This is a genomic window from Clostridium beijerinckii HUN142 (assembly GCF_000621745.1).
In the GTDB taxonomy this organism is placed as follows: domain Bacteria; phylum Bacillota; class Clostridia; order Clostridiales; family Clostridiaceae; genus Clostridium; species Clostridium beijerinckii_A.
The window spans coordinates 120,216-142,957 of record NZ_JHXK01000011.1 but is presented as its reverse complement, the minus strand read 5'-3'; the positions used below and the strand labels follow the sequence as shown (position 1 = coordinate 142,957).

At 29.7% G+C, this 22,742-nt stretch carries 19 protein-coding genes; 11 read left to right on the top strand and 8 right to left on the bottom strand.

Features of this window, described 5'->3' with window-relative positions; genetic code table 11:
• The first annotated feature begins 141 nt into the window (after positions 1-141).
• The gene (gene msrB, locus T483_RS0106215; protein WP_026886066.1) at positions 142-591 is read left to right on the top strand and encodes a peptide-methionine (R)-S-oxide reductase MsrB; all 450 of its coding nucleotides are present in this window, start codon (positions 142-144) and stop codon (positions 589-591) included.
• A gap of 115 nt (positions 592-706) precedes the next feature.
• On the opposite strand, the gene T483_RS0106210 is transcribed toward msrB, so the two are convergent.
• Positions 707-1,672, bottom strand: coding sequence for a YbgA family protein (locus tag T483_RS0106210; protein ID WP_026886065.1), 966 nt, complete (start codon positions 1,670-1,672; stop codon positions 707-709).
• Between the two features lie 223 nt (positions 1,673-1,895).
• Here T483_RS0106210 and T483_RS0106205 point away from each other — a divergent pair, with 223 nt between their 5' ends.
• Positions 1,896-2,996, top strand: a complete 1,101-nt coding sequence (locus T483_RS0106205) for a CobW family GTP-binding protein (RefSeq protein ID WP_026886064.1) — start codon at positions 1,896-1,898, stop codon at positions 2,994-2,996.
• 110 nt (positions 2,997-3,106) lie between these two features.
• On the opposite strand, the gene T483_RS30920 is transcribed toward T483_RS0106205, so the two are convergent.
• On the bottom strand, positions 3,107-3,271 hold the full coding sequence (locus T483_RS30920) for a hypothetical protein (protein ID WP_155268456.1): 165 nt from the start codon (positions 3,269-3,271) through the stop codon (positions 3,107-3,109).
• 195 nt (positions 3,272-3,466) lie between these two features.
• Here T483_RS30920 and T483_RS0106195 point away from each other — a divergent pair, with 195 nt between their 5' ends.
• Positions 3,467-4,405 (top strand): TIGR03943 family putative permease subunit, encoded by a 939-nt coding sequence (locus tag T483_RS0106195; protein WP_026886063.1) that lies wholly within the window; start codon positions 3,467-3,469, stop codon positions 4,403-4,405.
• Between the two features lie 107 nt (positions 4,406-4,512).
• Here the strand turns inward: T483_RS0106195 and T483_RS0106190 are convergent, their stop codons facing one another.
• On the bottom strand, positions 4,513-5,352 hold the full coding sequence (locus T483_RS0106190; protein ID WP_026886062.1) for an HAD hydrolase family protein: 840 nt from the start codon (positions 5,350-5,352) through the stop codon (positions 4,513-4,515).
• Positions 5,353-5,604: 252 nt separating this feature from the next.
• Between T483_RS0106190 and T483_RS0106185 the strand changes: the two genes are divergently transcribed.
• The gene (locus T483_RS0106185; RefSeq protein WP_026886061.1) at positions 5,605-6,354 is read left to right on the top strand and encodes a DeoR/GlpR family DNA-binding transcription regulator; all 750 of its coding nucleotides are present in this window, start codon (positions 5,605-5,607) and stop codon (positions 6,352-6,354) included.
• Between the two features lie 54 nt (positions 6,355-6,408).
• Here the strand turns inward: T483_RS0106185 and T483_RS0106180 are convergent, their stop codons facing one another.
• Both T483_RS0106180 and glgX read right to left on the bottom strand, forming a co-directional pair.
• Entirely contained in the window at positions 6,409-8,400 is a 1,992-nt protein-coding gene (locus T483_RS0106180) for a fructose-bisphosphatase class III (protein WP_026886060.1), read from the bottom strand.
• 129 nt (positions 8,401-8,529) lie between these two features.
• On the bottom strand, positions 8,530-10,710 hold the full coding sequence (glgX, locus tag T483_RS0106175; RefSeq protein ID WP_026886059.1) for a glycogen debranching protein GlgX: 2,181 nt from the start codon (positions 10,708-10,710) through the stop codon (positions 8,530-8,532).
• 353 nt (positions 10,711-11,063) lie between these two features.
• On the opposite strand from glgX, the gene T483_RS0106170 reads away from it, so the two are divergent.
• A complete protein-coding gene (locus T483_RS0106170) occupies positions 11,064-12,122 on the top strand; it encodes a cell wall-binding protein (protein ID WP_026886058.1) in 1,059 nt (352 codons plus the stop codon).
• 210 nt (positions 12,123-12,332) lie between these two features.
• Here the strand turns inward: T483_RS0106170 and T483_RS0106165 are convergent, their stop codons facing one another.
• Positions 12,333-12,539, bottom strand: coding sequence for an alpha/beta-type small acid-soluble spore protein (locus T483_RS0106165; protein ID WP_026886057.1), 207 nt, complete (start codon positions 12,537-12,539; stop codon positions 12,333-12,335).
• 338 nt (positions 12,540-12,877) lie between these two features.
• On the opposite strand from T483_RS0106165, the gene T483_RS0106160 reads away from it, so the two are divergent.
• From T483_RS0106160 to T483_RS0106150, 3 genes are all read left to right on the top strand, one after another.
• A complete protein-coding gene (locus T483_RS0106160) occupies positions 12,878-13,072 on the top strand; it encodes an alpha/beta-type small acid-soluble spore protein (RefSeq protein ID WP_026886056.1) in 195 nt (64 codons plus the stop codon).
• Between the two features lie 383 nt (positions 13,073-13,455).
• The gene (locus T483_RS0106155; RefSeq protein WP_026886055.1) at positions 13,456-13,698 is read left to right on the top strand and encodes a hypothetical protein; all 243 of its coding nucleotides are present in this window, start codon (positions 13,456-13,458) and stop codon (positions 13,696-13,698) included.
• Between the two features lie 283 nt (positions 13,699-13,981).
• Positions 13,982-14,692: a YdcF family protein gene (locus T483_RS0106150; protein ID WP_051560300.1), complete on the top strand. Its 711-nt coding sequence runs from the start codon at positions 13,982-13,984 to the stop codon at positions 14,690-14,692.
• Positions 14,693-15,252: 560 nt separating this feature from the next.
• Here the strand turns inward: T483_RS0106150 and T483_RS0106145 are convergent.
• Positions 15,253-16,287 carry a HAMP domain-containing sensor histidine kinase gene (locus T483_RS0106145; protein WP_026886053.1) on the bottom strand — a complete coding sequence of 345 codons (1,035 nt, stop codon included), beginning with the start codon at positions 16,285-16,287 and terminating at the stop codon, positions 15,253-15,255.
• Positions 16,280-16,957 carry a response regulator transcription factor gene (locus tag T483_RS0106140; RefSeq protein ID WP_026886052.1) on the bottom strand — a complete coding sequence of 226 codons (678 nt, stop codon included), beginning with the start codon at positions 16,955-16,957 and terminating at the stop codon, positions 16,280-16,282. Before T483_RS0106140 ends, T483_RS0106145 begins: the two co-directional genes overlap by 8 nt.
• Before the next feature lie 481 nt (positions 16,958-17,438).
• On the opposite strand from T483_RS0106140, the gene T483_RS0106135 reads away from it, so the two are divergent.
• From T483_RS0106135 to T483_RS0106125, 3 genes are read left to right on the top strand one after another with little or no spacing between them, the layout of a single operon-like run.
• Positions 17,439-18,053: a TetR/AcrR family transcriptional regulator gene (locus T483_RS0106135; protein ID WP_026886051.1), complete on the top strand. Its 615-nt coding sequence runs from the start codon at positions 17,439-17,441 to the stop codon at positions 18,051-18,053.
• Positions 18,054-18,112: 59 nt separating this feature from the next.
• Positions 18,113-19,408, top strand: a complete 1,296-nt coding sequence (locus tag T483_RS0106130; RefSeq protein ID WP_026886050.1) for an efflux RND transporter periplasmic adaptor subunit — start codon at positions 18,113-18,115, stop codon at positions 19,406-19,408.
• Positions 19,409-19,420: 12 nt separating this feature from the next.
• Positions 19,421-22,513, top strand: a complete 3,093-nt coding sequence (locus tag T483_RS0106125; RefSeq protein WP_026886049.1) for an efflux RND transporter permease subunit — start codon at positions 19,421-19,423, stop codon at positions 22,511-22,513.
• Positions 22,514-22,742 lie beyond the last annotated feature (229 nt).

The following is a 22,742-nucleotide window of genomic DNA, read 5'->3' as shown; positions in this document are numbered from 1 at the left end:
AAGCTATTAAAATATAATGTTCACAGATAAGTATATATTATAATACCTATAAATGAATTAGTGTTATGCATTTGTCACATAATATTAATAAATTTAAGTATACAGAACTAAATAATTTCCAAAGATAATAGGAGGAGACAAATGACTCGAAAGTATGTGAAAAAATCGAATGAAGAATTGAAAAGAGATTTGACAGACGAACAATATAGAATTACACAAGAAAATGGTACAGAAGCTCCATTTTCTAATGAATATGACAACCTGTTTGAAAAAGGAATTTATATAGATATAACTACAGGTGAGCCATTGTTTATATCAACTGATAAATTCAACTCTGGGTGCGGCTGGCCTGCATTTTCAAAGCCGATAGATAGAAAAGTAATAAAAGAAAAAATTGATAAAAGTCATGGCATGGTAAGAACGGAAGTTCGAAGCGGTATTGGTGATGCACATCTAGGGCACGTATTTACTGATGGACCTGAAGGTATGGGAGGATTAAGATACTGTATAAACTCAGCATCACTTAAGTTTATTCCAAAAGATAAGATGAAGGAAGCAGGATATGAAGAATATTTAGATAAAATACTCTAATAGCAACATTATTATCATAATGTTAATTAAAGACAAATTTAAGAAAATAAATAAAACTAATATTTTTTTAACGGCGGTAAAATTATCGCCGTTAAAATTTAATAGAAAAACCCACTTATATTTCTATCTTTTCCGAATCTTCCAGCATAACTAAATCTTCTGGGTAAGGATTAAAATAGGTTTGTTCTAAAAGGTAATCAATATTAAATCTTACTACATATGATTTAACTAAGAGCATAGGAGACATTATTGTAAGTTTTTTCATCTTATATTTTTCCAAAGAGTCCATTAATAATTCTGTTTCTTCCTTAGTTATATATTTAGAGAAATATCCTATGGCATGCATTAGAACATTTATATTATTTGTATACTTAGGAAGTTTTTCAAATGCTAAATTTAAATTTTCCTCATATTCATCTATAATATTTTTTATATCATTACCTTCACCATTTGCTGTAATTCTACCTAATATCTTGGTGTACTTTTGGCTGTTTGCCATAAGTAACAATTTATTTCTACGTTGAAAATGTATTAATTCATTAAGCGAATTAGATTCTTTGACTTTTCTAAAGTCTGCATTCATAAAAATTCTTGTAAGAAAATTATCTCGAATTCTATAATTATGTAATCTACCTTCATCTTCTATTGGTGAATAAGGATATTTCTCTTTAATCTTATTCCCAAATATTCCAGCACCTCTTGTGCTTCCTGTAACCTTTGCTGTACCATTATAAATTTTTACATTTTTATGTCCACAGGAAGGTGAACCACTTTTTAAGAGAAAACCATCTATATCATTTAAAGTGTTCAAATATGACTCTGAAAACTCACTCATTTCTTTTGTGAATTCTTTTCCTTCTTTTGGTTCATATAATTTCAGTTCGTTATTTTCAGAGACAACTCTAATTGTTGGTCTTGGAATTTTAAGTCCTATAGAAGTTTCTGGACAAACATTGATAATGTTAACAAAAGGTTTTAACTGTTCAACAAATGCATCAGTTATCATTTGGCCGTTATAACGACAGGCTTCGAAACCTAAACATTTACTAAAAAAGACATTTGGTTTTAAAAAATTACCCATGAAAACACTCCTTTTTTCAATTTACTTATAATATTATCATTTTATACGTAAGTAATTCATTAAAACAGTCAATAATAAAGAAATTATTAATTGATCATTATTGACAGCATTAGATTTTAAGGGTAGGATAAAAATGAAATATTTTTGGAAACTACATTAAATATTTCCACGCGATATAACGTTTGAATATATAACCAATGTTTACACAGAAAGGATTTTTTATATGACTAAAATAGATATTATTTCAGGGTTTCTTGGTGCTGGAAAGACTACTTTAATTAAAAAATTAATAGAAGAAGCATTTCAGGGTGAAAAGCTTATGATAATTGAAAATGAATTTGGTGAAATAGGAATTGATGGAGGATTTTTGAATAATTCAGGAATTGAAATAACAGAAATGAATTCAGGATGTATTTGTTGTTCGTTAGTTGGGGATTTTGGGGTTGCACTTAAAGAAGCATTAGATAAATATTCACCAGAACGTATAATAATAGAACCCTCAGGAGTTGGGAAATTATCAGATGTAATTAAGGCAGTAGAAAATATAAAAGATGAAGTAGATATTAAACTTAATAGTTTTACAGCAGTTGTTGATGCTGTAAAGTGCAAAATGTATATGGATAACTTTGGAGAATTCTTTAATAACCAAATTGAAAATGCAAATACTATTGTCTTAAGCCGAACTCAAAAGATTTCAGAAGAAAAATTAGAAGTGTGTGTATCCCAAATAAAAGAACACAACAGCTTTGCAACAATAATAACAACAAACTGGGATGAGATTAATGGGAAGCAAATTCTATCTGCAATGGAAAAGGAAGAATCCCTTGAAAAAGAGCTTTTAGTAGAAGTTAAGAATAGTAAGTCTGAAAATCATCAACATAGCGAAGAGTGCTGCTGCAATAATCATAAGAACCATACTAAGGAAGAATGTGATAATCATGAACATCATATAGATTGTAATTGTAACGATCATAACCATAATCATCACACTCATGATCATGAGTGTAGTTGTGGACACGACAATCATTCACATGATCATCATCATGCAGATGAAGTATTTACAAGCTGGGGAATGGAAACACCTAAAAAGTTTTCCAAAGTAGAAATAAATAATATATTAAAAACTTTATCGGAATCTTTTGATTATGGAATTATATTGCGTGCTAAAGGCATAATTCCTTGCTCAGATGGAGGATGGATAAACTTTGATTTGGTTCCAGGTGAGTATGAAGTACGTGAAGGAATAGCAGATTATACTGGAAGATTATGCGTTATAGGTGCAAATTTAAATAAGAATGAGATAGAAGAATTGTTTGATGTATAGATTACAAGCTAAATATTTTGACTTTATTTAAAAAGTTTAGTTTAGGAAGAGGAGTGAAAATACTGACGATAATAGAACTCCTCTTTTTAATGAGTGCAAGTAATTTGAAATTATTTGGTTTTTTTTTGCGATATAATAATATCTTTTTGATACGTATCTGAAGAAGGATTTTCCTCGACTTCAATTCCAGGAATATTTAAGGAGTCTTTCTCACCTAGGGCCTTAATTATCCATAAGATTCTTTTTTGATAGTCTTGTAGTAATTTCCTATTCATGGACATTACCTCTTTTCATAGAATTTAATATGTAATAGCTTATACTAATAAAAATAAAATATACGTTAAACGAAACTTTAATCTAAGGTATTGATAATTATTAGAAAAGACTGCGAAGCACACGGAATTTAACCAAAGTCGCCTACAATTTTGTTCTATTTAATTAAAAATATAAGTGAAAGAAGGAATTGATTTATGACAGATGTACCAGTTTTTCTTATTACTGGTTTTTTAGAGAGTGGTAAGACTACTTTTGTAAAGGAAATATTTAATGACCCAGAGTTTTATGAGGGGGAAAAAATTCTTTTAATTGTTTGTGAGAATGGCATAGAAGAATATGAAGTGGAATTTTTGAAAAATCACAATGTAAATATTGTTAGCGTCAGCAATATAGAAGGATTTACAGAGTTACTTTTAAAAGAATTCAACGAGAAATACAAACCAAGCAAGGTTGTTATAGAATACAATGGCATGTGGCAATTTGACATTTTCGATAATTTGAAGTTTCCTTATAGATGGGAGATTGCTCAAATTATAACAACCATTGATGCATCAACATTTGAAGGTTACATGAATAATATGAAGTCTTTATTAATAGAACAATTTAGAAATTCAGATTTGATTATATTTAACCGTTGCAACGATAATACAAATAAATTGAAATTTAGAAATAGTGTAAAAGCTATTAATTCAAGAGCAAATATGATGTTTGAATTAGAAAATGGTGAGATTGATGACAGCCCCTTAGAATTACCATTTGATATACATGAGAAAGTAATAGAATTTAAGGACTACGATTATGGAGTTTGGTACTTAGATGCAACAGAATATCCAGAAAAGTATGAAGATAAAAATATAAGAGTGAAAGGTCTTGCTTATAGCAATCCTAAGTATCCTAAAGGTGTTTTTGCATTTGGTAGAAATGCAATGACTTGCTGTGAAGATGATATATCATTTTTAGGTATTCTGTGTCAATCAAGTAATGTATTTAATTTTAAAGATAAGGAATGGATCGAGTTAGAAGGTATAATTCATAAAAAATATATACAACAAGAACAAAGGGAGATTCCATATATAGTGGTTAAAGATTACAAAAGAATAGATAAGCTTGAGGAAGAATTAGTTTATTTTTAATAAATTAACAATGGACATAAAGTAAATATATGAAAGCAGGTACATTGAAAAATTTCTTAATATACCTGCTTTTTTATTTGATGAATTTATAAATTTATTAAAAGTTACTAATTAATGTTAGTGTCTCTTTCAATAAACTTTGCAACTCCATCATCATCGAAACTTGAGATAACACTTGTTGCAACTGCCTTTGCTTCAGAAATTCCATTTTCAGGAACATAAGAACGATCTGCAGATTTTAACATTTCAATGTCATTAAAATTATCTCCAAAAGCAATTACTTCATCTGCACCAATCAGTTCCTTTAATTCCTTTATAGCAATAGCCTTAGATGCTTTAGAGCTAAATATATCTAAAAAGTAATTATCTTTATATACATTTTTGTTAGGAACACATTTTAATATAGGGTTATCTAAAATGCAATTTTCAACATTTTTTATACGTTCAAAAGAACCATACAAAACAAAATATAAAATTGTATAACCATCCTTTGGAACTTGTGCAAAATTATAATATTGATGACAACGACCTTTGTATAATAAATGCCTTTCTGCAAAATACTCAAGATCAGATGGGTCGTCAAGATTATTGTATATGAAGTGGATATCTCCATCTTTCAATGCGTACATAAATCCGTAGCTTTTATATTTATCGAATATTTGTATTAGCTGACTTAACTGAGATATTGGAAATTCATTGATTTTTAGATATTGCTCTTTATTTAAATCATAAAATCCTATACCGTTATTCAGTATGATAGGAATATTAATGGGGATTTCACTTATCAATCTTTTTGCAGCCTGAAGGTTTCGTGCAGTTGCAATGCTAAACAATGTACCTTTTTCTATTTGTTCATTCAAAATTTTTAATGATGTTTGTGAAACTGCTCCATTAGAATTTAATAAGGTACCATCTAAATCTGTTACATATAATATTCTTTTATTCATTTATTGCGCCCCTTTATATAAGATAGAAGATTTCTATAAAATAAGTATTAAGATAGAATTTATATTACAAGTAATTTATATATTGTGAGTTTAGCATAAGAAAGCTACCAATTCAAGGAAAAGCATGAATATCTAAGTTTAGGAAAATTAATGAACATTGGCATTCATGAAAAAATTGACAAATGACTATTTTAAAATATAATTTATTATAGTATGTAATTAAAAAGATAGGTAAGGGTGAAAGGACATTTTATGTATCAAGAAGAAAGATTATATGAAATATTAAATATACTTAGAGAAAAGACTGTGTTATCTAATAAAGAAATAATGGAAACATTCAATATATCTAGGGATACTGCTAGAAGAGATATTGTTAGATTAGTAGACGAAGGAGTTGCTATCCGAACTCATGGAGGAATTGCAGTTCCGTCTATAAGAACTGAAATTAAGGATTATAAGAGCCGCTTATCTATAAATTCTGAAGAAAAAATAAAATTGGGTAAATATGCAGCCAAATATATGTCAACTAATCAAGTATGTTTTTTTGATGTATCTACTACTATTGAAGCGTTATGCCAATGTGTTACAGATGACATTTCTATATATACACATTCTTTGGACAATATGGAGATTCTTGCTGAAAAAAGATGCGACGTTCACTTGTTGGGGGGGAAATTGCAACATAAAAATCGTTTTTTATATGGTAGTGGAACAATAAATCAAATTGAAGATATACATTTCGATATAGCATTTTTGGGTGCTGCAGCAGTTAGTGAAGATGGAATTTATGTAGTTGATTTTGAAGATTCATATATAAAGAGAAAGGTAGCAGAAAGAAGCACTTTTGTATGTGTTATAGCTGATGGTGAAAAGTTCCTTAATTCCAGTACATTTAAAGCTATTTCCTTTGATAGAATAGATTTATTAATAACTACAAAAGAGCCACCCCAGAATATAAAAAAAAGAATGAAAGATTCAGGAACCATTATTGAGATAGTGTAAGTTTATAAAAAAGGAGAATAAATTATTAACTTAATTTATTCTCACTAAACTTAATCAAATTTTATTTTGCTGCTTTATTAGTCCTTTTCTATAGGCGTTAAGAAGCATCTTTAAGTCTTCTATTTGCTGCTTTAGAGTTACACCTACATCAGTATCTCCAACTCTTTTCCTATTTACAACTTGTTCTAGTAGAAGAGTTGTGGATAGTATGTCGGTTTCTTCTTTTATAGCAGCGTCTGTAGATTCGAATGGCTGATGAGATACTAGTTGAAGCCCAAAAGAGTTATATATTAATGTATATCCAGCTAGTCCAGTTTTATGTTGGTATGCTTTTGAAAAACCTCCATCTATAACTAGTAGAGTTCCATTTGCTTTTATAGGACTTTCTCCATTTTTTTCTTCAACGGGCATATGTCCATTTATTATATGAGATTCAGATGAACTAAGTCCAAATTCCTTTAGTATTTTTTTGCAGATATCTTCATTATCTCTTAAGCTAAAGTAAGGATCTTTATTTTCATAATGAGTTTCTTTTTCTTCAATAAAATATTGTTCAAATATTGTCATTCTATCCTTACCAAATAATGGTGAAGAAGCACCACACCATAGATACCACATTATATCTTCTTTATTATCTGAATCATCTTTGTCTTTGGAAAAATAGGCCTCTCTTGCTAGCATATCTAATTTATCTAAAAGTTCCTTGCCTTTATATTCTTTATCAGCTATTTTTACTTTTTTAAAGCTTCCATCTTCATTTAATGGTATGAATCCATGATATAATAGATTGGAATTAAATTTTAAATACAAACTACCGTTTGAATATAAGAATCTAACATGCTTATTGTATTTATCACTATTAATAAAAGAGGATTTTAACTTATCAATTAATTCTTTCTCATCAGGAGTAAGTTCATATGGATTCTTAGGATCTATAGTAGGAAAAAATGAATCTTTCAATTTATACGTTTTACCATTTAAGCTAATAGTTCCTTCGTCATAATTAATTTTATTTAATAAAAGCCTGTGATTCATATTAAATTCAGGATGCCTTAAAATCACCTGACCTTCAAGTTTAAATAATATTATAGCTATAGCCTTATGCATTTGAGCTATTAAATTGATTTCATTAATACTATATTTTTTATCACAATCTATCTTGGGTAGGAAGATATCGCATGGATAATCCTTATAAAAGTCCATAGAAAAAGTTGCGAGAGGCAGTAGGTTAATTCCGTATCCATTTTCTAAAGTATCTAAGTTAGCATACTTTAGAGAATTTTTTATAACATTAGCAATACATACATCTGAACCACAGGCAGCACCCATCCATAAAATATCATGATTTCCCCATTGAATGTCAACAGAATGATAGTCAACTAAAGTATCCATAATAATATCGGCACCAGGGCCTCTATCGAATATATCTCCTAAAATATGAAGTCTGTCTATAACAAGCCTTTGTATCAATTTAGAAAGAGCAACTATAAATTCCTTTGACCTATCTGTATCTATAATAGTTCTAATAATTTGTTCATAATATTCATATTTATCTATTCCTTTAGGTTGTTCATGTAAGAGTTCTTCAATTATGTAAGTAAAATCTTTTGGAAGAGCTTTTCTTACTTTTGAACGTGTATACTTAGAAGAAACGTATCTGCATATCTCAATTAACCTGTATAAATTTATTTTGTACCAATCATCTATATTTTCTTCTTGCTTCAATACTATCTCTAGCTTTTGCTCAGGATAATATATAAGGGTTGCTAAGCTTTTTTTCTCACTTTGCATCAAGCTATTGCCAAAAAGATCTTCAATTTTTCTTTTTATGACCCCTGATGCATTTTTTAATACATGGACGAAAGGTTCATATTCTCCGTGGATATCAGTGAGAAAGTGTTCAGTTCCTTTTGGTAAATTTAAAATTGCTTGCAGATTTATTATTTCAGTAGATGCTTCATTAATTGTTGGATATTGTTTAGAAAGCAATTCTAAATAGCGTAAGTTGTCAGATATTTCATCAGTTGATAAACTGTATTTTTGCATCATTACATCTCCTTTGTTATTATTAAAAATTCTATAACTAATTAAATTATAGAAGAAGGTTTGATAATAAACAATAATATTAATAAAATAAGAGCTTAAAGTAAATTAGGCTCTTATTATCTTATAAATTTATATTTTACTTATACCAACAAGGATTATAACAGATCTAGGTTCTATCTCAAATGCCTCTCCAACTTTAAGCATCTGATCAATTGAATCATTAAAGTCTTTTCCAGAAGGCATAGCCGTATTTACAGCAATTCGCCATTCTAGGTATATAGGTAGTTCAGGTAATTTTATATATTGCTTTTCCCAATGCGCATTGATGCAAAGATACACAATGTCATCTTCTTTTTCATTCTTATTCCATCCTGCAAACATTATCCCAACTATTCTAGTATCATCTGATGGATCTAAATACCAAGGTTCTATACCATGTTTGCTGACAGCAGGTAAGCCACATCGTGCTTCCTCAATTCTATCCTTAATTGCAGGATGACGTTTTCGAAAACTTATCATATTTTTGAAGAAAGTAAATAAGTCATGATTTTTATATAGCAGACCCCAGTTTAACCATGAGATTTCATTATCCTGACAATATGGATTGTTATTTCCAAACTGTGTATTTCCAAATTCATCTCCAGATAAAAGCATTGGAGCCCCTTGACTTGAAAGAAGAACAGCACAAGCATTTTTTATTAGCTTTCTTCGTAAATTTATTATATTTTCATTATCAGTTTCTCCTTCGGTGCCACAATTCCAGCTATTATTGTTGTTCTCACCATCTGTATTATTCCAACCATTTTCTTCATTGTGTTTATCATTATAAGAATATAAGTCATATAAAGTGAATCCATCATGGCAAGTAATAAAGTTTACTGAAGCATTTTTGCCTCTTATATCTGGATTATAGAGATCGTAAGATCCAGTAATTCTCTCAGCAACAGTGGCAGCTAATCCTGAATCGCCCTTTAGAAATCTGCGAATATCATCTCTATATTTTCCATTCCATTCACACCATCTTTTCCAAGATGGAAAACTACCAACTTGATATAAACCACCTGCATCCCATGCTTCGGCTATCAATTTTGTATTTGCAAGAATAGGGTCAAATGCTAAGCTTTGCAATAATGGAGGATTATTCATTGGTGATCCATCTTCATTACGCCCAAGGATTGAAGCTAAATCAAACCTGAATCCGTCAACACGATATTCTGTAACCCAGTAACGAAGGCAATCTAAGATCATTCTATGAACAATTGGGTGATTGCAATTTAAGGTATTTCCGCATCCGCTGAAATTATAATATTTTCCCTCTGGTGTAAGCATGTAATAGACATTATTATCAAACCCCTTAAAAGATATATATGGACCATACTCATTGCCTTCAGCAGTATGGTTAAAAACAACGTCTAAAATCACCTCTATTCCATCTTCATGAAATTTCTTTATCAATGACTTTAGTTCATCGCCTTCTTTATTTCGTTCAATTCCAGCAGCATAACTGGTGTTTGGCGCAAAAAAACATACAGGATTATATCCCCAATAATCACAAAGCAAATTGCCCCTAACATATCGTGCATCAAGCATTTCATCAAATTCAAAAATTGGCATAAGTTCTATTGCATTGATTCCAAGCTCTTTTAAATAAGGAATCTTTTCTGCCAATCCGGCAAATGTCCCAGGATAATTAACTTCTGACGATGGATGCTTAGTAAAGCCCCTTACATGCAACTCGTAAATAATCAAATCTTTCATAGGAATTAAAGGTCTTTTACTGTTTCCCCAATCAAAATCATTTGAGACAACTCTTGATTTATATTGATTTCCACATATTGTTTTCGTTCCCCATACGCTTTGTCCAGCAATTGCTTTTGAGTAGGGATCAAGTAAATATTTACTACTATCAAAAACTAGTCCTCTTTCAGGTATATAGGGCCCGTCCACACTATATGCATATTCGAATTCTTCAATATCTAATCCAAGTACTATCATAGAGTATACATTACCTATTCTGTAATATTCAGGAAAAGGAATGACGGCATAAGGTTCACACATAGCGGGCTTGAATAAAAGTAATTTACATGATGTTGCACTTTGAGAGTGGATAGTGAAGTTAACACCTCCTGGTATAACTACTGCACCATTTTCTAGATAAAATCCAGGACGAATTTTAAATCCCTCAAATTCGTCCATCGGGATTAAATTTTTCTGAAGTGTTTTTACAAATTCATCAAAATTTACAGTATTTTTTAAGGTATTTATATCTAGTTCTATATTCTCATTAATTGAAAATTTAGAAGTATCCATAATATATTTTCCTCCTTAATATTATTAGGATCCTCTTAGTTTTATTATATTAGAACGCATATGCTTTTAATCGGTAAATAAAATAATTATTTAATTATTACTTATAAACTATTGAATTAAAATTCTAATTTACATGTTTTCAACCAACTAAGTTAGAAATATGGTATTAAGATATTTAAATTATGGTATAATTTTCACATAAGTTGTTAACTGCACAAAGTTATTTATATAAAAAAATATGGTCCGATAAAGTAAATATATAGATAGATAATAAACAAAGTAGGAAATGTTTTGTTTGAATAAATGGGACAAACTATATAACTGATAAGATTTGTAAATGAGGGGGGAAATAAATGACTAAAAAAATAATTTGCAGTTTACTTATTGTAGCATCCATAGTTTCTGTAATGCCCAAGGGGGCTTCAGCAGAGTGGAAACATAATAATACCGGTTGGTGGTATGACGAAGGGAAATCTTATAGTATTGGCTGGAAACAAATAAATAGATCATGGTACTATTTTGGCAATGATGGTTATATGAAGACTGGATGGATTTTAGATAAGGTTTGGTGGTATTATTTACAGGATAATGGCGCTATGGCATCTGGTAAAACATTAATTAAAGGTAAAGAGTATGAGCTTGATAGTAGTGGGAAATGGATAAATAATGCTCTTCCTAAGAGAAATGTTAATATGAACATTAGTAGGACCCCTTCAGAGGAAAAAATAAGTACAACCCCAGACTTTAGTTTGTTTGAGGAAAATGGAAATACGTATTTTAAAGTTCAAGATAGCTATTATTTAAAAGGTGTATGGAATATAGATGGTAATATATATATTTTTGATGAAAATGGTGTGTTGCAAGAAGATGAATATACGTCAGAAAGTGGCAGAAAATATAGCCTGGGAGATGATGGTAGAGTTATAGAATGTCTTAGTGATAAAAATTATAATTTATGTCCAGAATATGCACTGACTACTAAATCAACTACAGAGAACTATGAAGTTAAATTAGATTATAGTAATATGCTTACTATAATTGATGTCAATTCAGATGAACAAGAAAAGGATGGAGTAAGAATTGAAGATGGAACAGGTTACAAATTAGACAATACCAAACCTAAGGCAACTATTAATGGAAATACTTTATATTGTAGAACTAATCAAGCTGTAGATTTAGGGATGATAAAAGTGAGTAGCGTAGACGATAAAAGTTCATCATTTCCTAATTTAATAGCAATGTCTAAAAGTGAGGATGATAGTGTTGCAGTTTCAGGAATAAATTTAAGCTTAGAAGATGGATTTTTTAAAGATGTTCATCCAACAGTTATTGCATACAAAGCAGGAAAAACTACTATTACAATAAATGTTAATGGGACCAAGACTTCATTTGATGTAGTAGTCACTGAATAATTTTCTACACTAATATGCGTAAGGTTAATATTATTATAATTGTCAAGTTTAGTGTATATATAATATTGCATTAAAATATGAACTCAAATAGAAGAATTGAGGAATTTATATAAGTAGTAATACAAACTTAAATGAAAAAGAATATAGATATGCTATTTTGACTAGTTACATGATTTTAGTAACTAGTCATTTATGGTTTTGAAAAGGAGATTACTTGTCGATTAAATTTTTTTCGTATTCCTCTATCATTTTCTTTGTCATCAATCCTCCAATAGGTCCACCTACACGTCCATTTAACCTGGATGACTTATTTCCTTTATAATTATCATTAAGTTCAACGCCAAGCTCATTTTCAAATTCTATTTTTAACTTATCTAGTTTTGCTTTAGCTTCTGGAACTAAGGGTCTTCTACTCATAATTTAACACCTCCATATCAGTATTAGTTTTATAAATTTATAGTAAAATATACTTAAGAAATTATTGTTGAATTTAACTTAAGGAAACTTATGAAAAACTAATGATATGTGTATATGTTTAAAGAAGTGATTAAATTAGAATTTATTTAGAGTAAACCGAAATAATTCCTGCAGAAATAATATTGAGTATTATAAAAATTCTTATTTATATTATTGTAAATTAATTCAAAAGAAGATCTTAACACCTTTTTTACAAGTATTTTCATAGATTAAAATTTGTGAGAGAGGTTAAGATATTAATGCCAAACAAAATCATAGATTAAGGGAGGTAGATTGATATGGCTTCAAGAAATAAAACTTTAGTTCCAGAGGCAAAGACAGGTTTAAACAGACTAAAAACTGAGGTAGCTTCAGAAATTGGGTTAAATGACTATGAAAACATTGACAAAGGAAACCTTTCTTCAAGACAAAATGGTAGCGTTGGCGGAGAAATGGTTAAGAGAATGATAGAGAGTTACGAACAAAGTCTCTAGAAATAGATACTTAATGTTTTAATTTCGTTATTCAATTACCATCCATCCTAAGATGAAGGCTAGTAGAACATGGCTAAGGCTTATGTGTTCTACTAGCTTTTTTATCGTTTAGGAAAATATAAAATTTTGGATTTTTAAAGCTAGTTATATTAATGATTGAAATGAAGTTGGATTGTAAAAATGTGATCAAGAATGAGCCTGTTGCGGCTACTTTTGTTCTGAAAAAATAAAAGAGAATAAGAGAAATTATAAGCATAGATGAGATTATCAAAAATAATGAAAATAAAAAGAGATAGAGGATAAAAAATTTATATGGAATTACTTTACAATATGGTATAAAATGTAAAAGAGATAAAGATATATACTCAAAGGAGTTGAATAATATGTTATATTTGTATACTATATCAATAAAGCTAAGTTTTTTATCATTAATATTGCTCTTATCTAGGCTTATTGTGAACAAAAATAATATTAATATTTTTGGCAACAAGGAAAAAAGAGGCCTATTTATAACTATACTTGTTATTAGTATTGTACCAATAATTAATATATTTTTTGCAGTTTCAAGCATATATGCATCAATTTTTATGAAAAAGGAAAAGTTTATAAAATTCATGAACGAATAGCTTTAGTAGAATCTAGGGCTATTTTTTATGAATTTATTAATGCTATAAACTATCAATAAAAAAAATATTAAGATTTTCATCGTAAAGTAATTATAAATTTATTGAAGAAAATAATTATAAGATATAAAAGATTATATATGACAACAATATTACGATATTATTATATATTTTATAAGATTTATATAAGCGTATTTCATCTCTCTCAGTTACAGATATAATATTTATAAGAAGTTTAAGATTAACTAAATTATGTGTAGATAAATAATCTGGAGGGATGAGTTTAATGAAAATTAAATATATGCTATCGGAATTATGGATCGCGTTTGGTTTTCCAATTATAGTTGTAGTGATTATAATTTTAGGATACTACTTTTTAAAAATGAGAGCAAGAGAGAATATATTTTTTTATAAGATTTTTAAATATATAAAGATATTATTTTCCATAATATTTATTTGTTTTATAACTATAGAAGTTTTAATAATTAACTATCCAAAGTATAATCAAAATAGTGACGATTATGTTATTGTACTTGGTGCGGGTCTTGATTATGGAAGAATACCTAATTTAATACTTCAAGAAAGACTTGATATTGCAATAAAATGCATGAAAGAAAACCTAGCTCAATATATCGTTTTATCTGGAGGACAAGGTGAAGATGAAAGTACATCAGAGGCACAGGCTATGAGTAAATACCTACAAGATAGAGGTATAGAGGAAAATAAAATAATATTGGAGGATAGATCAAGAGATACTAATGAAAATCTAAAATATTCTAAAGAAAAGATTGAAGCGTTTAGCAATAAACCAATAAGTGATATTAAAGTAAAAATAGTAACGACAGACTTTCATGCTTTTAGAAGCAGCATTTTAGCAAAGAAGAATGGATATAAAAATTTTGATAATTATTCTAGTACTATGCCTTGGTATTTTGTGCCTTCAACATATATTAGGGAAGCTATTGCAGTTATTAAGAGCATATTATTTGATAAATAGATAAGTGATTGCGAAATAAGTTATTACTGTATAATTATAAAGAGTATTTAATATACTGTTCAATACTCTTTATAATTATACTATAGAAAGGCCTATAAATTTATCACAAAACAACAAACGTTTACAGACACAAGATGTACGTGATTAATATATAATAATATAAAGGATTATATATTTAGTTAGAAGGGGATAAATATGTTGGCGGTAGTTATTTTGGTTTGCATAGTATTAATTGTATGTAATGCTTTTTATGACAATGATAAAAGTTAAAAGAATAGAAATCGTCAAACAAAATTAGACTAACTTTATAGAAATAAGGGAAACTTCTTAAAAATAATTAGTTATAATTTAAGGCTATCGATTCATAAAGATAGCCTTTTTGTTTATAATAAAATCCTTATGGAAATCAAAGGTATTAGATAAAATCTAGCAGTGGAATATAAAAATATATATAGTTGCTGGCTTAAATAATGTATTGAATAGATTTTTAATAATATGTTATAAGTGATGTAAAATAATGAAATAGAGATTTATTATAGAGTTTTTATAAATAGTAAGAATTAGCATGGTAACTTAATTACAAAAGTTGATCCCTTTGTATATTCACTATATACCTCTATTTTCCCACCACATAAGTCAATAATTCTTTTTACTAGGGCTAATCCTAAACCATTGCCTTCAGAAGAATGTGATTTGTCGCCCTGATAAAACTTATCAAAAATATGCTTTTGTGTATCTTTGTTCATACCTATGCCATTATCTGAAATGCTTGTTGTAATCCAGTTGTTATTTTGCTTTAATGTACATTTAATAGTACCATTGTCGGGCGTAAACTTTATTGCATTACTAAGTATATTTATCCATACCTGCATTAATAATTCTTCATTTCCATAGAAAGTAATTGATTCTAAATCTATATCTAAGTCAATATTTTTATTTGACCATTTTGATTCTAAAATCAATAAAGTTTGCCTTAGTTGCTCATCTAGTTTGAATTTGCTTTTTTCTGCTATTATTCCTTGGTTTTCTAATCTTGAAATTTGTAGGATATTGCCAACCAGATTGGATAATCTCTTTGTATTATTAAGTATTTTATCTGTGTATTCGGATTTTTCTTCTTTACTTAGATTGTTATCTTGTAGCAAAGTTGTATAACCTTCAATAGATGCAAGGGGAGTTTTGAATTCATGCGACACATTAGCGATAAAATCACTTCGAAAGGTTTCTATGTTATTTAGTTCGTCAACCATAATATTAAAGTTCTGAGACATCTTTTTTAGCTCGTCAACGTAATAATATTTATCTTCATCTAATTTGATGTTAAAGTTACCTTTTCCAACCTCTATAATTGCGTCACTAAATTTCACTAGTGGAGCTAATATTTTTTTTCCTATTATAGCTGAGATAGTTGTTCCAACTATTATACTAATTATAGATAAATCTATAATGGGCCAAAGAAACTTGTTAGCTTCTGAAGAGAAATTTGGATGAAAGAATATAGCTAAAATTGCAGTAAGTACTGATGATACAAACATTATTGAAAAGATAATAAATGAAAAGACTAATCCTAATTTTAAATTTGGTTTATCATTCATACTTTTTAACCACCTTATATCCAAGTCCTCTTACAGTTAAAATATCGAAATCTATGTTGTTTTTAAAGCGATCGCGCAAACGGTTAATATGTACATCTACTGTTCTTATATCAGTTTCAGAATCAAGACCCCAAAATTCATCCATAAGTTCTTGTCTCGTGAATATGCGATTGGGATAAGAAATAAGTTTATATAAAATATAAAATTCCTTTTGCGGAAGAACTGTTACTTCACCATTTTGATATACTGACAGGGAATCATATTCAAGCATGGTATCACCAACACTTTGCTTTCTTTCACTAATAATCTGAGCTCTTCTAAGTAACGCACCTACTCTCAATACCATTTCATTAACATCAATTGGTTTAACCATGTAGTCATCAATTCCTAGAAGAAAACCACGTTGCTTATCCTGAAAGCTTTCCTTAGCAGTGATCATTAATATAGGTAGGCTAAATTGAGCATCACGAATAGATTTTATTAGTTCAAAACCATCCATATTTGGCATCATAATATCAGAAATAATTAAATCAATATATTCTTTATCCAAAACATCAAGCGCTTCGATTCCATCTTTTGCTCCAGTAGTTTTATAACCATTTTTAAGTAAAACAGTTGAAAATAATTCTCTTAATTCTTTGTCGTCTTCTACAATTAAAATATGAAACATTTGGATACCTCCCTTTTCTGTACCAATTATACTATCTTTTGTCTATGTTTAAAAGTATCATGTTTATATATAAGATCTAAGTATTTAATCATAGATAATATATTTATTGTAACAATTAAATTTGAAATAAATAGAAAAGTTTAAATTCAGTTAATAATTCTATGATACACTCCATATTAAAATAACATAAGTAGCAAATGATAGATATAAATAAATAATAATCCAAGCAATCTCAGGGATACAAAAGATAAATATAGCAAACTTATAAGGAAATGGGAAAATATAAATAATAAAATGTTTATAGTATAATAAAAGTAGAAAAATTAAAAGTGTGGTATTATTTTCATGTACATATAAAATATTTCAATGATTTATTTGCATGTGAATCATTGACTGTCTGGTCGGTCATTTAAATAAAATGTGAGTATAATGAGTCAGTAATTTATTGTAATACAGTATTTTTATAAGTGAGGTGGTTTTCTTGGCAAGATTGAAAAATAAGGAAAATGAAATTCTTGCCGCTGCAATAGACATATTTTTCAAAAAAGGTTTTTCTGGAACTAATATGCAGGATATTGCGGACAAGGCACAGATAGGTAAGGGTACAATATATGAATACTTTAGAAGTAAAGATGATTTATTTGTACAAGCTTTAAAGTACGACCATAGAAATTTCACTATGAATGCAAACCAGAAGATATCACAAGAAGAATCATTTCTTAAAAAGCTAGGAAAGCTTATAGAATTAACTGAGCATGCTATTATAGAAAGGGCTGGAAGGATAAGTTATTATATAACAAATGAGATTTCAGAATTAAATCCTGAAGCAAAACGTGATCTTGAAGATTTTATAAAAGATATAAAAAGAAATGGGAGAAGCATTACATACAATATTTTAAAACAAGGAATCGAAGAGGGGGAGGTAATAGATACAGGAATGGACATTGATTTTGCTACAAATGTTATAGGAGGAATGGTGACATTACATTGTCATCGGACTTGTCATGAAAATTATTATTCAGTAGAACAAAGAAAAGAGGAAAATGAAAAGCTGATAAATTTTATTATGGGTGGAATTGGCGCAAAGAAAAATTAATTTTATAATATATAAATTAACAAAATAAACTATATGTTTACAGATTAGGAGTGTGAAACATGAAAAATGTAAAAAAAATAGTTATATATGCTGTAATTGTTATAGCTGTAATAGGTTGTGCCGCAGTAGCTAAAACTAAGTTATTCACAGCAAAAAAACAAGCAACCACAGCTGTTGCAGCTAGTAAAACAGCTGTTGAAGCACTGGTTGTGAAATCAGAAGAGAAAAGTTTGGGGGATTCATATAAAGCAACCTTAGAAGCTTATCAGCAAGGAATTATAACTAGCAAGATAGCAGCAAAGGTTGTTAATGTGTCTGTTGAAAATGGACAATATGTAAATGCTGGTGATACTATAGCTACGCTAGATGACCAAGATATACAAAATAGTATAAAAACTGCACAAGCTCAGGTGCAAGTTAGTGAGCAACAACTAAATTCAACACAGCAGCAGCTAAATTCATCGCAAGTAACGTTACAGAAGTTGCAGATTCTTATGGATGATGCACAGCGTAATTATGATAGGCAAAAGACACTTTTTGATGGAGGTGCTATATCAAAAACAGATTTTGAGTCATCTGAAAAAGCTCTAAACACTTCTAAAGCAGATTATAGTTCAGGATTAGCAAGTATTGAATCAGCAAAAGCAAGCATTGAAAGTTCAAAAGCAAGTTTAGAGGCACAAAAGGTAAATTTGCAAAAGGCACAAAGCGATTTAGCTAACACAGTGATTAAAGCACCTATAAGTGGCGTAATAAGCGATAAAGTTTTAAATGTAGGGCAGATGGCATCTCAGGGAGCAACTCTTGCAAAGGTTAATGATATATCATCTGTATATGCAACAATACAAGTACCGCAAGAAAAAATAGGAGGAGTACAGATAGGTCAAGCTGCAACAATTACAGTAGATGGAAGTGATAAAACTTATAATGGAACTGTACAAACTATAGATTCAGCTGCAGATGCTACAACCAGAGTATTTAATTGCAAAATAAAAATAGATAATAGTGATAAATCATTGCTGCCTGGTATATTTGCAAAGGCTCAGCTTATTAGTGATAAAAAAACACAGGTTTTAACTGTTCCAATTAATGCTTTAGTTGGTAATGAAGGTGATTGTTCTGTTTTCATAAATGATAATGGAACTGCTAAAAAACAAAAAGTAACTATTGGAGAAACAAATCAAAACAGTGTTGAAATAACAGATGGTATTAAAGATGGTGATCAAGTAATTTGCACAAATACAAGTACTATTCAAGATGGTAGTGAAGTAGATGTGGCTATAAAGGAAGATAATAATTCAGATAAAACAGCTTCTGAACAAGATGGCGGTGCAGACGATGCAACAACTAAATAGGAGGGATAATAAATGAATATAGCAAATATTAGCATTAAAAGACCCGTATTTATATCAGTTATAATGATTGTCCTTACTATATTGGGGTTTGTATCTTACAAAAAATTAGCACTTAATGATATGCCAAACGCTGATTTACCATATGTTTCAGTTGTTGTTACAGAAAACGGGGCAACACCGGAAGAAATTGAAAGTAAAATAACAAAAAAAGTTGAAGATTCAGTACAACAAATTTCTGGAGTTCAGAATATAACTTCAAGTGTAAGCTCTGGAATGTCACAAACTGTTATAGAATTTGACTTGAGCAAAGATAGTAAGGTTGCTGCACAGGAAGTTAGAGATAAGATGTCAAGTGCTCGAGGACAGTTACCAACTGATATCAATGATCCAGTTGTCTCAAATTTTGATATGTCAGCAACATCAATCATATCTATAGCTGTTTATGGTTCAAGTGATAATCAAGAAATGGCAGACTTTGTAGATAATACTTTAAAAACAAAGTTATATACAGTATCTGGTGTTGGAGCAATAAATGTATCTGGTGAGGATACAAGAGAAATTCACATAAAGCTAGATAATAATAAATTATTAAAATACGGCCTTACATCAAGTGCTGTGGTAAATAGTATTAGAAATGATAATATTGATCAATCCACCGGAAAAATTACAGATGGGGATAATCAGATATCTATTACAACAACTAGTAAAATAAAAAAAGTTGAAGATTTTAAGAATATTTTAGTATCTAATAAAAATGGCACAGAAATTAGGATAAGGGATATTGCAACAGTTGAAAATGGGATTGAAGAGAGAAAAAGTCAGGCTTATTATCAAGGCAATCCATCAATTGGTATTGATATAGTTAAGCAATCTGGTGCTAATACGGTAGAAGTTGCTAAAGACGCTAAAGCAGCATTAGAACAAGTTAAAGCTTCACTACCTAAGGGTATGCACGCTGATATTGTTAGTGATAATTCAACATCTATACGAGATACAGTAGATGATGTTATGAATACTATCATAGAGGGATGTATATTAGCAGTTGTTATTGTATTCTTGTTCTTAAATGAATGGGAAAGTACACTTATAAGTGCATCATCTCTTCCAATATCTATAATAACTACGTTTGTATGTATGAAAGAGATGAACTTTACACTAAACACCATGTCTCTAATGGCATTATCACTGGCAGTAGGACTTTTAATTGATGACTCTATAGTTGTTATAGAAAACATTGTACGGCATTTGCATATGGGAAAACGTCCAATTGAAGCAGCTAGAGATGCTACGTCAGAAATCGGATTTGCAGTAATTGCAACAACTTTAGCGGTTATCGCTGTATTTTTACCTTTAGCAATGATAGAGGGAATTATTGGAAAATTCTTCATTGAATTCTCACTTACAATTGTTTTTAGTATGGCGGTTTCATTATTTGTATCATTTACCCTTGTACCGATGATGTCTTCTAGAATGCTTAACTCAGAAAGAAGAGAGAGTAAAACATTTGTTGGTAAGTTCTTTAAGGGGTTTAATAGTAAATTTGATACATTAGCTGAAAAATATTCACATTTATTAGCTTATCTTCTTCATAAAAGGTTAATAGTTTTAGCTGTTTGCGCGGTTATGTTTATAGCAAGTCTTGCCCTTATTCCATTATTAGGTTTTACTTTGATACCTATAACTGATAAAGGGCAGATAACTGTTAGTGCTAACTTTGATTCTGGCATAACATTAGATACTGCAAGTCAAGAGACTAAACAGATTGAAGAGATTATTAAGAAGAATCCAGAAGTTCAATATTTATATTCAACAGTTACTAATAGCAAAGCAACAGTTAATATTACATTGGTAGATAAGAAACAGCGTAAGATTAGCTCAAGAGATATGGCACAAAAACTTGGAACCGATCTAAAGGCACTACCTGGAATGGAGGTTACAGCATCAGCCGCATCTATGGGTGGAGGAGGCGGAGGCTCTTCTAAAGATGTAACGTATGACCTTGTTGGTAGTGATAGAGCAAAAGTTCAAGCTTTTGCAGAAAAAATGAAAGCAGAGATTGCTAAGGATCCTCAGGCAAGCGATGTAGGTGTTAATACTAACTCAGGTACACCGGAAGTTAAGATGACTGTTGATCGTGATAAGGCAGCTGATTTAGGCGTTAATAGTTCAGATGTTGCGAGCACTTTGGCTACATTATTTAATGGATCGACTGTAACTAAATATGATGGTGGAAAAGATAGATATGATGTTAAGGTAATGCTACAAGATGGTGAGCGTAAAAATCTTAATGATCTAGATGGAATTTATGTTTCTGGTTCAAATAATAAGCTGGTTCCTATAACAGAAGTAACTAAAAAAGTTGTTGGAACAACTTCTTCAACATTACACAGATACAATAAACAGGCACAAGTTGAACTTTCTTGTAACGTAAAAAGTTTGGCTACAGGTACTTTCAAAGATAAATATTTAGCTCAGATAAAAAGTGAACTGCCACCAGGAGTTTCATTATCTGTTGGAGGATCAATGGGAAGCATGCAGAAGAGTATGGATAGTTTAGTGCAAAATGCAGTTTTATCAGTTCTTCTTCTATATTTGGTTATGGCAGCTCAATTTGAAAGTTTTGTTGATCCTATATCTATAATGTTTGCTTTACCACTTGCAATGATTGGAGCGTTAATAGGATTATTTGTTGGTGGAAGTCAATTAAGTATGATAGCCATGATAGGTATCATAATGCTTATGGGACTCGTTGCTAAAAATGGTATCTTACTGGTTGATGCTGCAAAAGAAAGGATTAAGGAGGGAATGCCTCGAAATGAAGCATTAGTCCAAGCTGGGCTTGTAAGATTACGTCCTATAGTTATGACTACTTTAGCTATGATATTTGGTATGATTCCTACAGCAATAGCTACAGGAGCAGGGACTGAAATGCGTAAGCCAATGGCACAAGCAGTAATTGGAGGATTAATCACTTCAACAATATTAACATTATTCGTAGTTCCAATAGTTTATACACTACTTGACGGATTAAAGAGAAGATTTGCAAAAAAAATTCGTAGAAAAAAATCAACTTCAATTGATAGTGAATCAAATATAAGCATATAGCAAAGAAATCACTAATTTTAATAAGATCATACTAAAATTAAGTTTTAGTATGATCTATATATAAAGTGTATTAGTTTAAATACAAGGTTCAGGAGTAAATCCTAAATTATGACTACATTTACTAAACAATAAAATTGTAGTAAAATAAAGCTACAACAGAAAAATAATCTAGTAAATAAAAAGAAAAGTCGAATTTATATTAAAATAAATATTAATGAAAATGAAGAGG

What these genes read in the sequence shown, in the direction of transcription:
- T483_RS0106160 (WP_026886056.1), top strand. Translation starts at nt 12,878, where the DNA reads ATGGCTTCAAGAAATAAAACTTTAGTTCCAGAGGCAAAGACAGGTTTA.
- T483_RS30920 (WP_155268456.1), bottom strand. Translation starts at nt 3,271, where the DNA reads ATGAATAGGAAATTACTACAAGACTATCAAAAAAGAATCTTATGGATA.
- T483_RS0106165 (WP_026886057.1), bottom strand. Translation starts at nt 12,539, where the DNA reads ATGAGTAGAAGACCCTTAGTTCCAGAAGCTAAAGCAAAACTAGATAAG.
- T483_RS0106190 (WP_026886062.1), bottom strand. Translation starts at nt 5,352, where the DNA reads ATGAATAAAAGAATATTATATGTAACAGATTTAGATGGTACCTTATTA.
- msrB (WP_026886066.1), top strand. Translation starts at nt 142, where the DNA reads ATGACTCGAAAGTATGTGAAAAAATCGAATGAAGAATTGAAAAGAGAT.
- T483_RS0106180 (WP_026886060.1), bottom strand. Translation starts at nt 8,400, where the DNA reads ATGCAAAAATACAGTTTATCAACTGATGAAATATCTGACAACTTACGC.
- T483_RS0106185 (WP_026886061.1), top strand. Translation starts at nt 5,605, where the DNA reads ATGTATCAAGAAGAAAGATTATATGAAATATTAAATATACTTAGAGAA.
- T483_RS0106140 (WP_026886052.1), bottom strand. Translation starts at nt 16,957, where the DNA reads ATGTTTCATATTTTAATTGTAGAAGACGACAAAGAATTAAGAGAATTA.
- T483_RS0106210 (WP_026886065.1), bottom strand. Translation starts at nt 1,672, where the DNA reads ATGGGTAATTTTTTAAAACCAAATGTCTTTTTTAGTAAATGTTTAGGT.
- glgX (WP_026886059.1), bottom strand. Translation starts at nt 10,710, where the DNA reads ATGGATACTTCTAAATTTTCAATTAATGAGAATATAGAACTAGATATA.
- T483_RS0106125 (WP_026886049.1), top strand. Translation starts at nt 19,421, where the DNA reads ATGAATATAGCAAATATTAGCATTAAAAGACCCGTATTTATATCAGTT.
- T483_RS0106155 (WP_026886055.1), top strand. Translation starts at nt 13,456, where the DNA reads ATGTTATATTTGTATACTATATCAATAAAGCTAAGTTTTTTATCATTA.
- T483_RS0106205 (WP_026886064.1), top strand. Translation starts at nt 1,896, where the DNA reads ATGACTAAAATAGATATTATTTCAGGGTTTCTTGGTGCTGGAAAGACT.
- T483_RS0106195 (WP_026886063.1), top strand. Translation starts at nt 3,467, where the DNA reads ATGACAGATGTACCAGTTTTTCTTATTACTGGTTTTTTAGAGAGTGGT.
- T483_RS0106130 (WP_026886050.1), top strand. Translation starts at nt 18,113, where the DNA reads ATGAAAAATGTAAAAAAAATAGTTATATATGCTGTAATTGTTATAGCT.
- T483_RS0106170 (WP_026886058.1), top strand. Translation starts at nt 11,064, where the DNA reads ATGACTAAAAAAATAATTTGCAGTTTACTTATTGTAGCATCCATAGTT.
- T483_RS0106145 (WP_026886053.1), bottom strand. Translation starts at nt 16,287, where the DNA reads ATGAATGATAAACCAAATTTAAAATTAGGATTAGTCTTTTCATTTATT.
- T483_RS0106150 (WP_051560300.1), top strand. Translation starts at nt 13,982, where the DNA reads ATGAAAATTAAATATATGCTATCGGAATTATGGATCGCGTTTGGTTTT.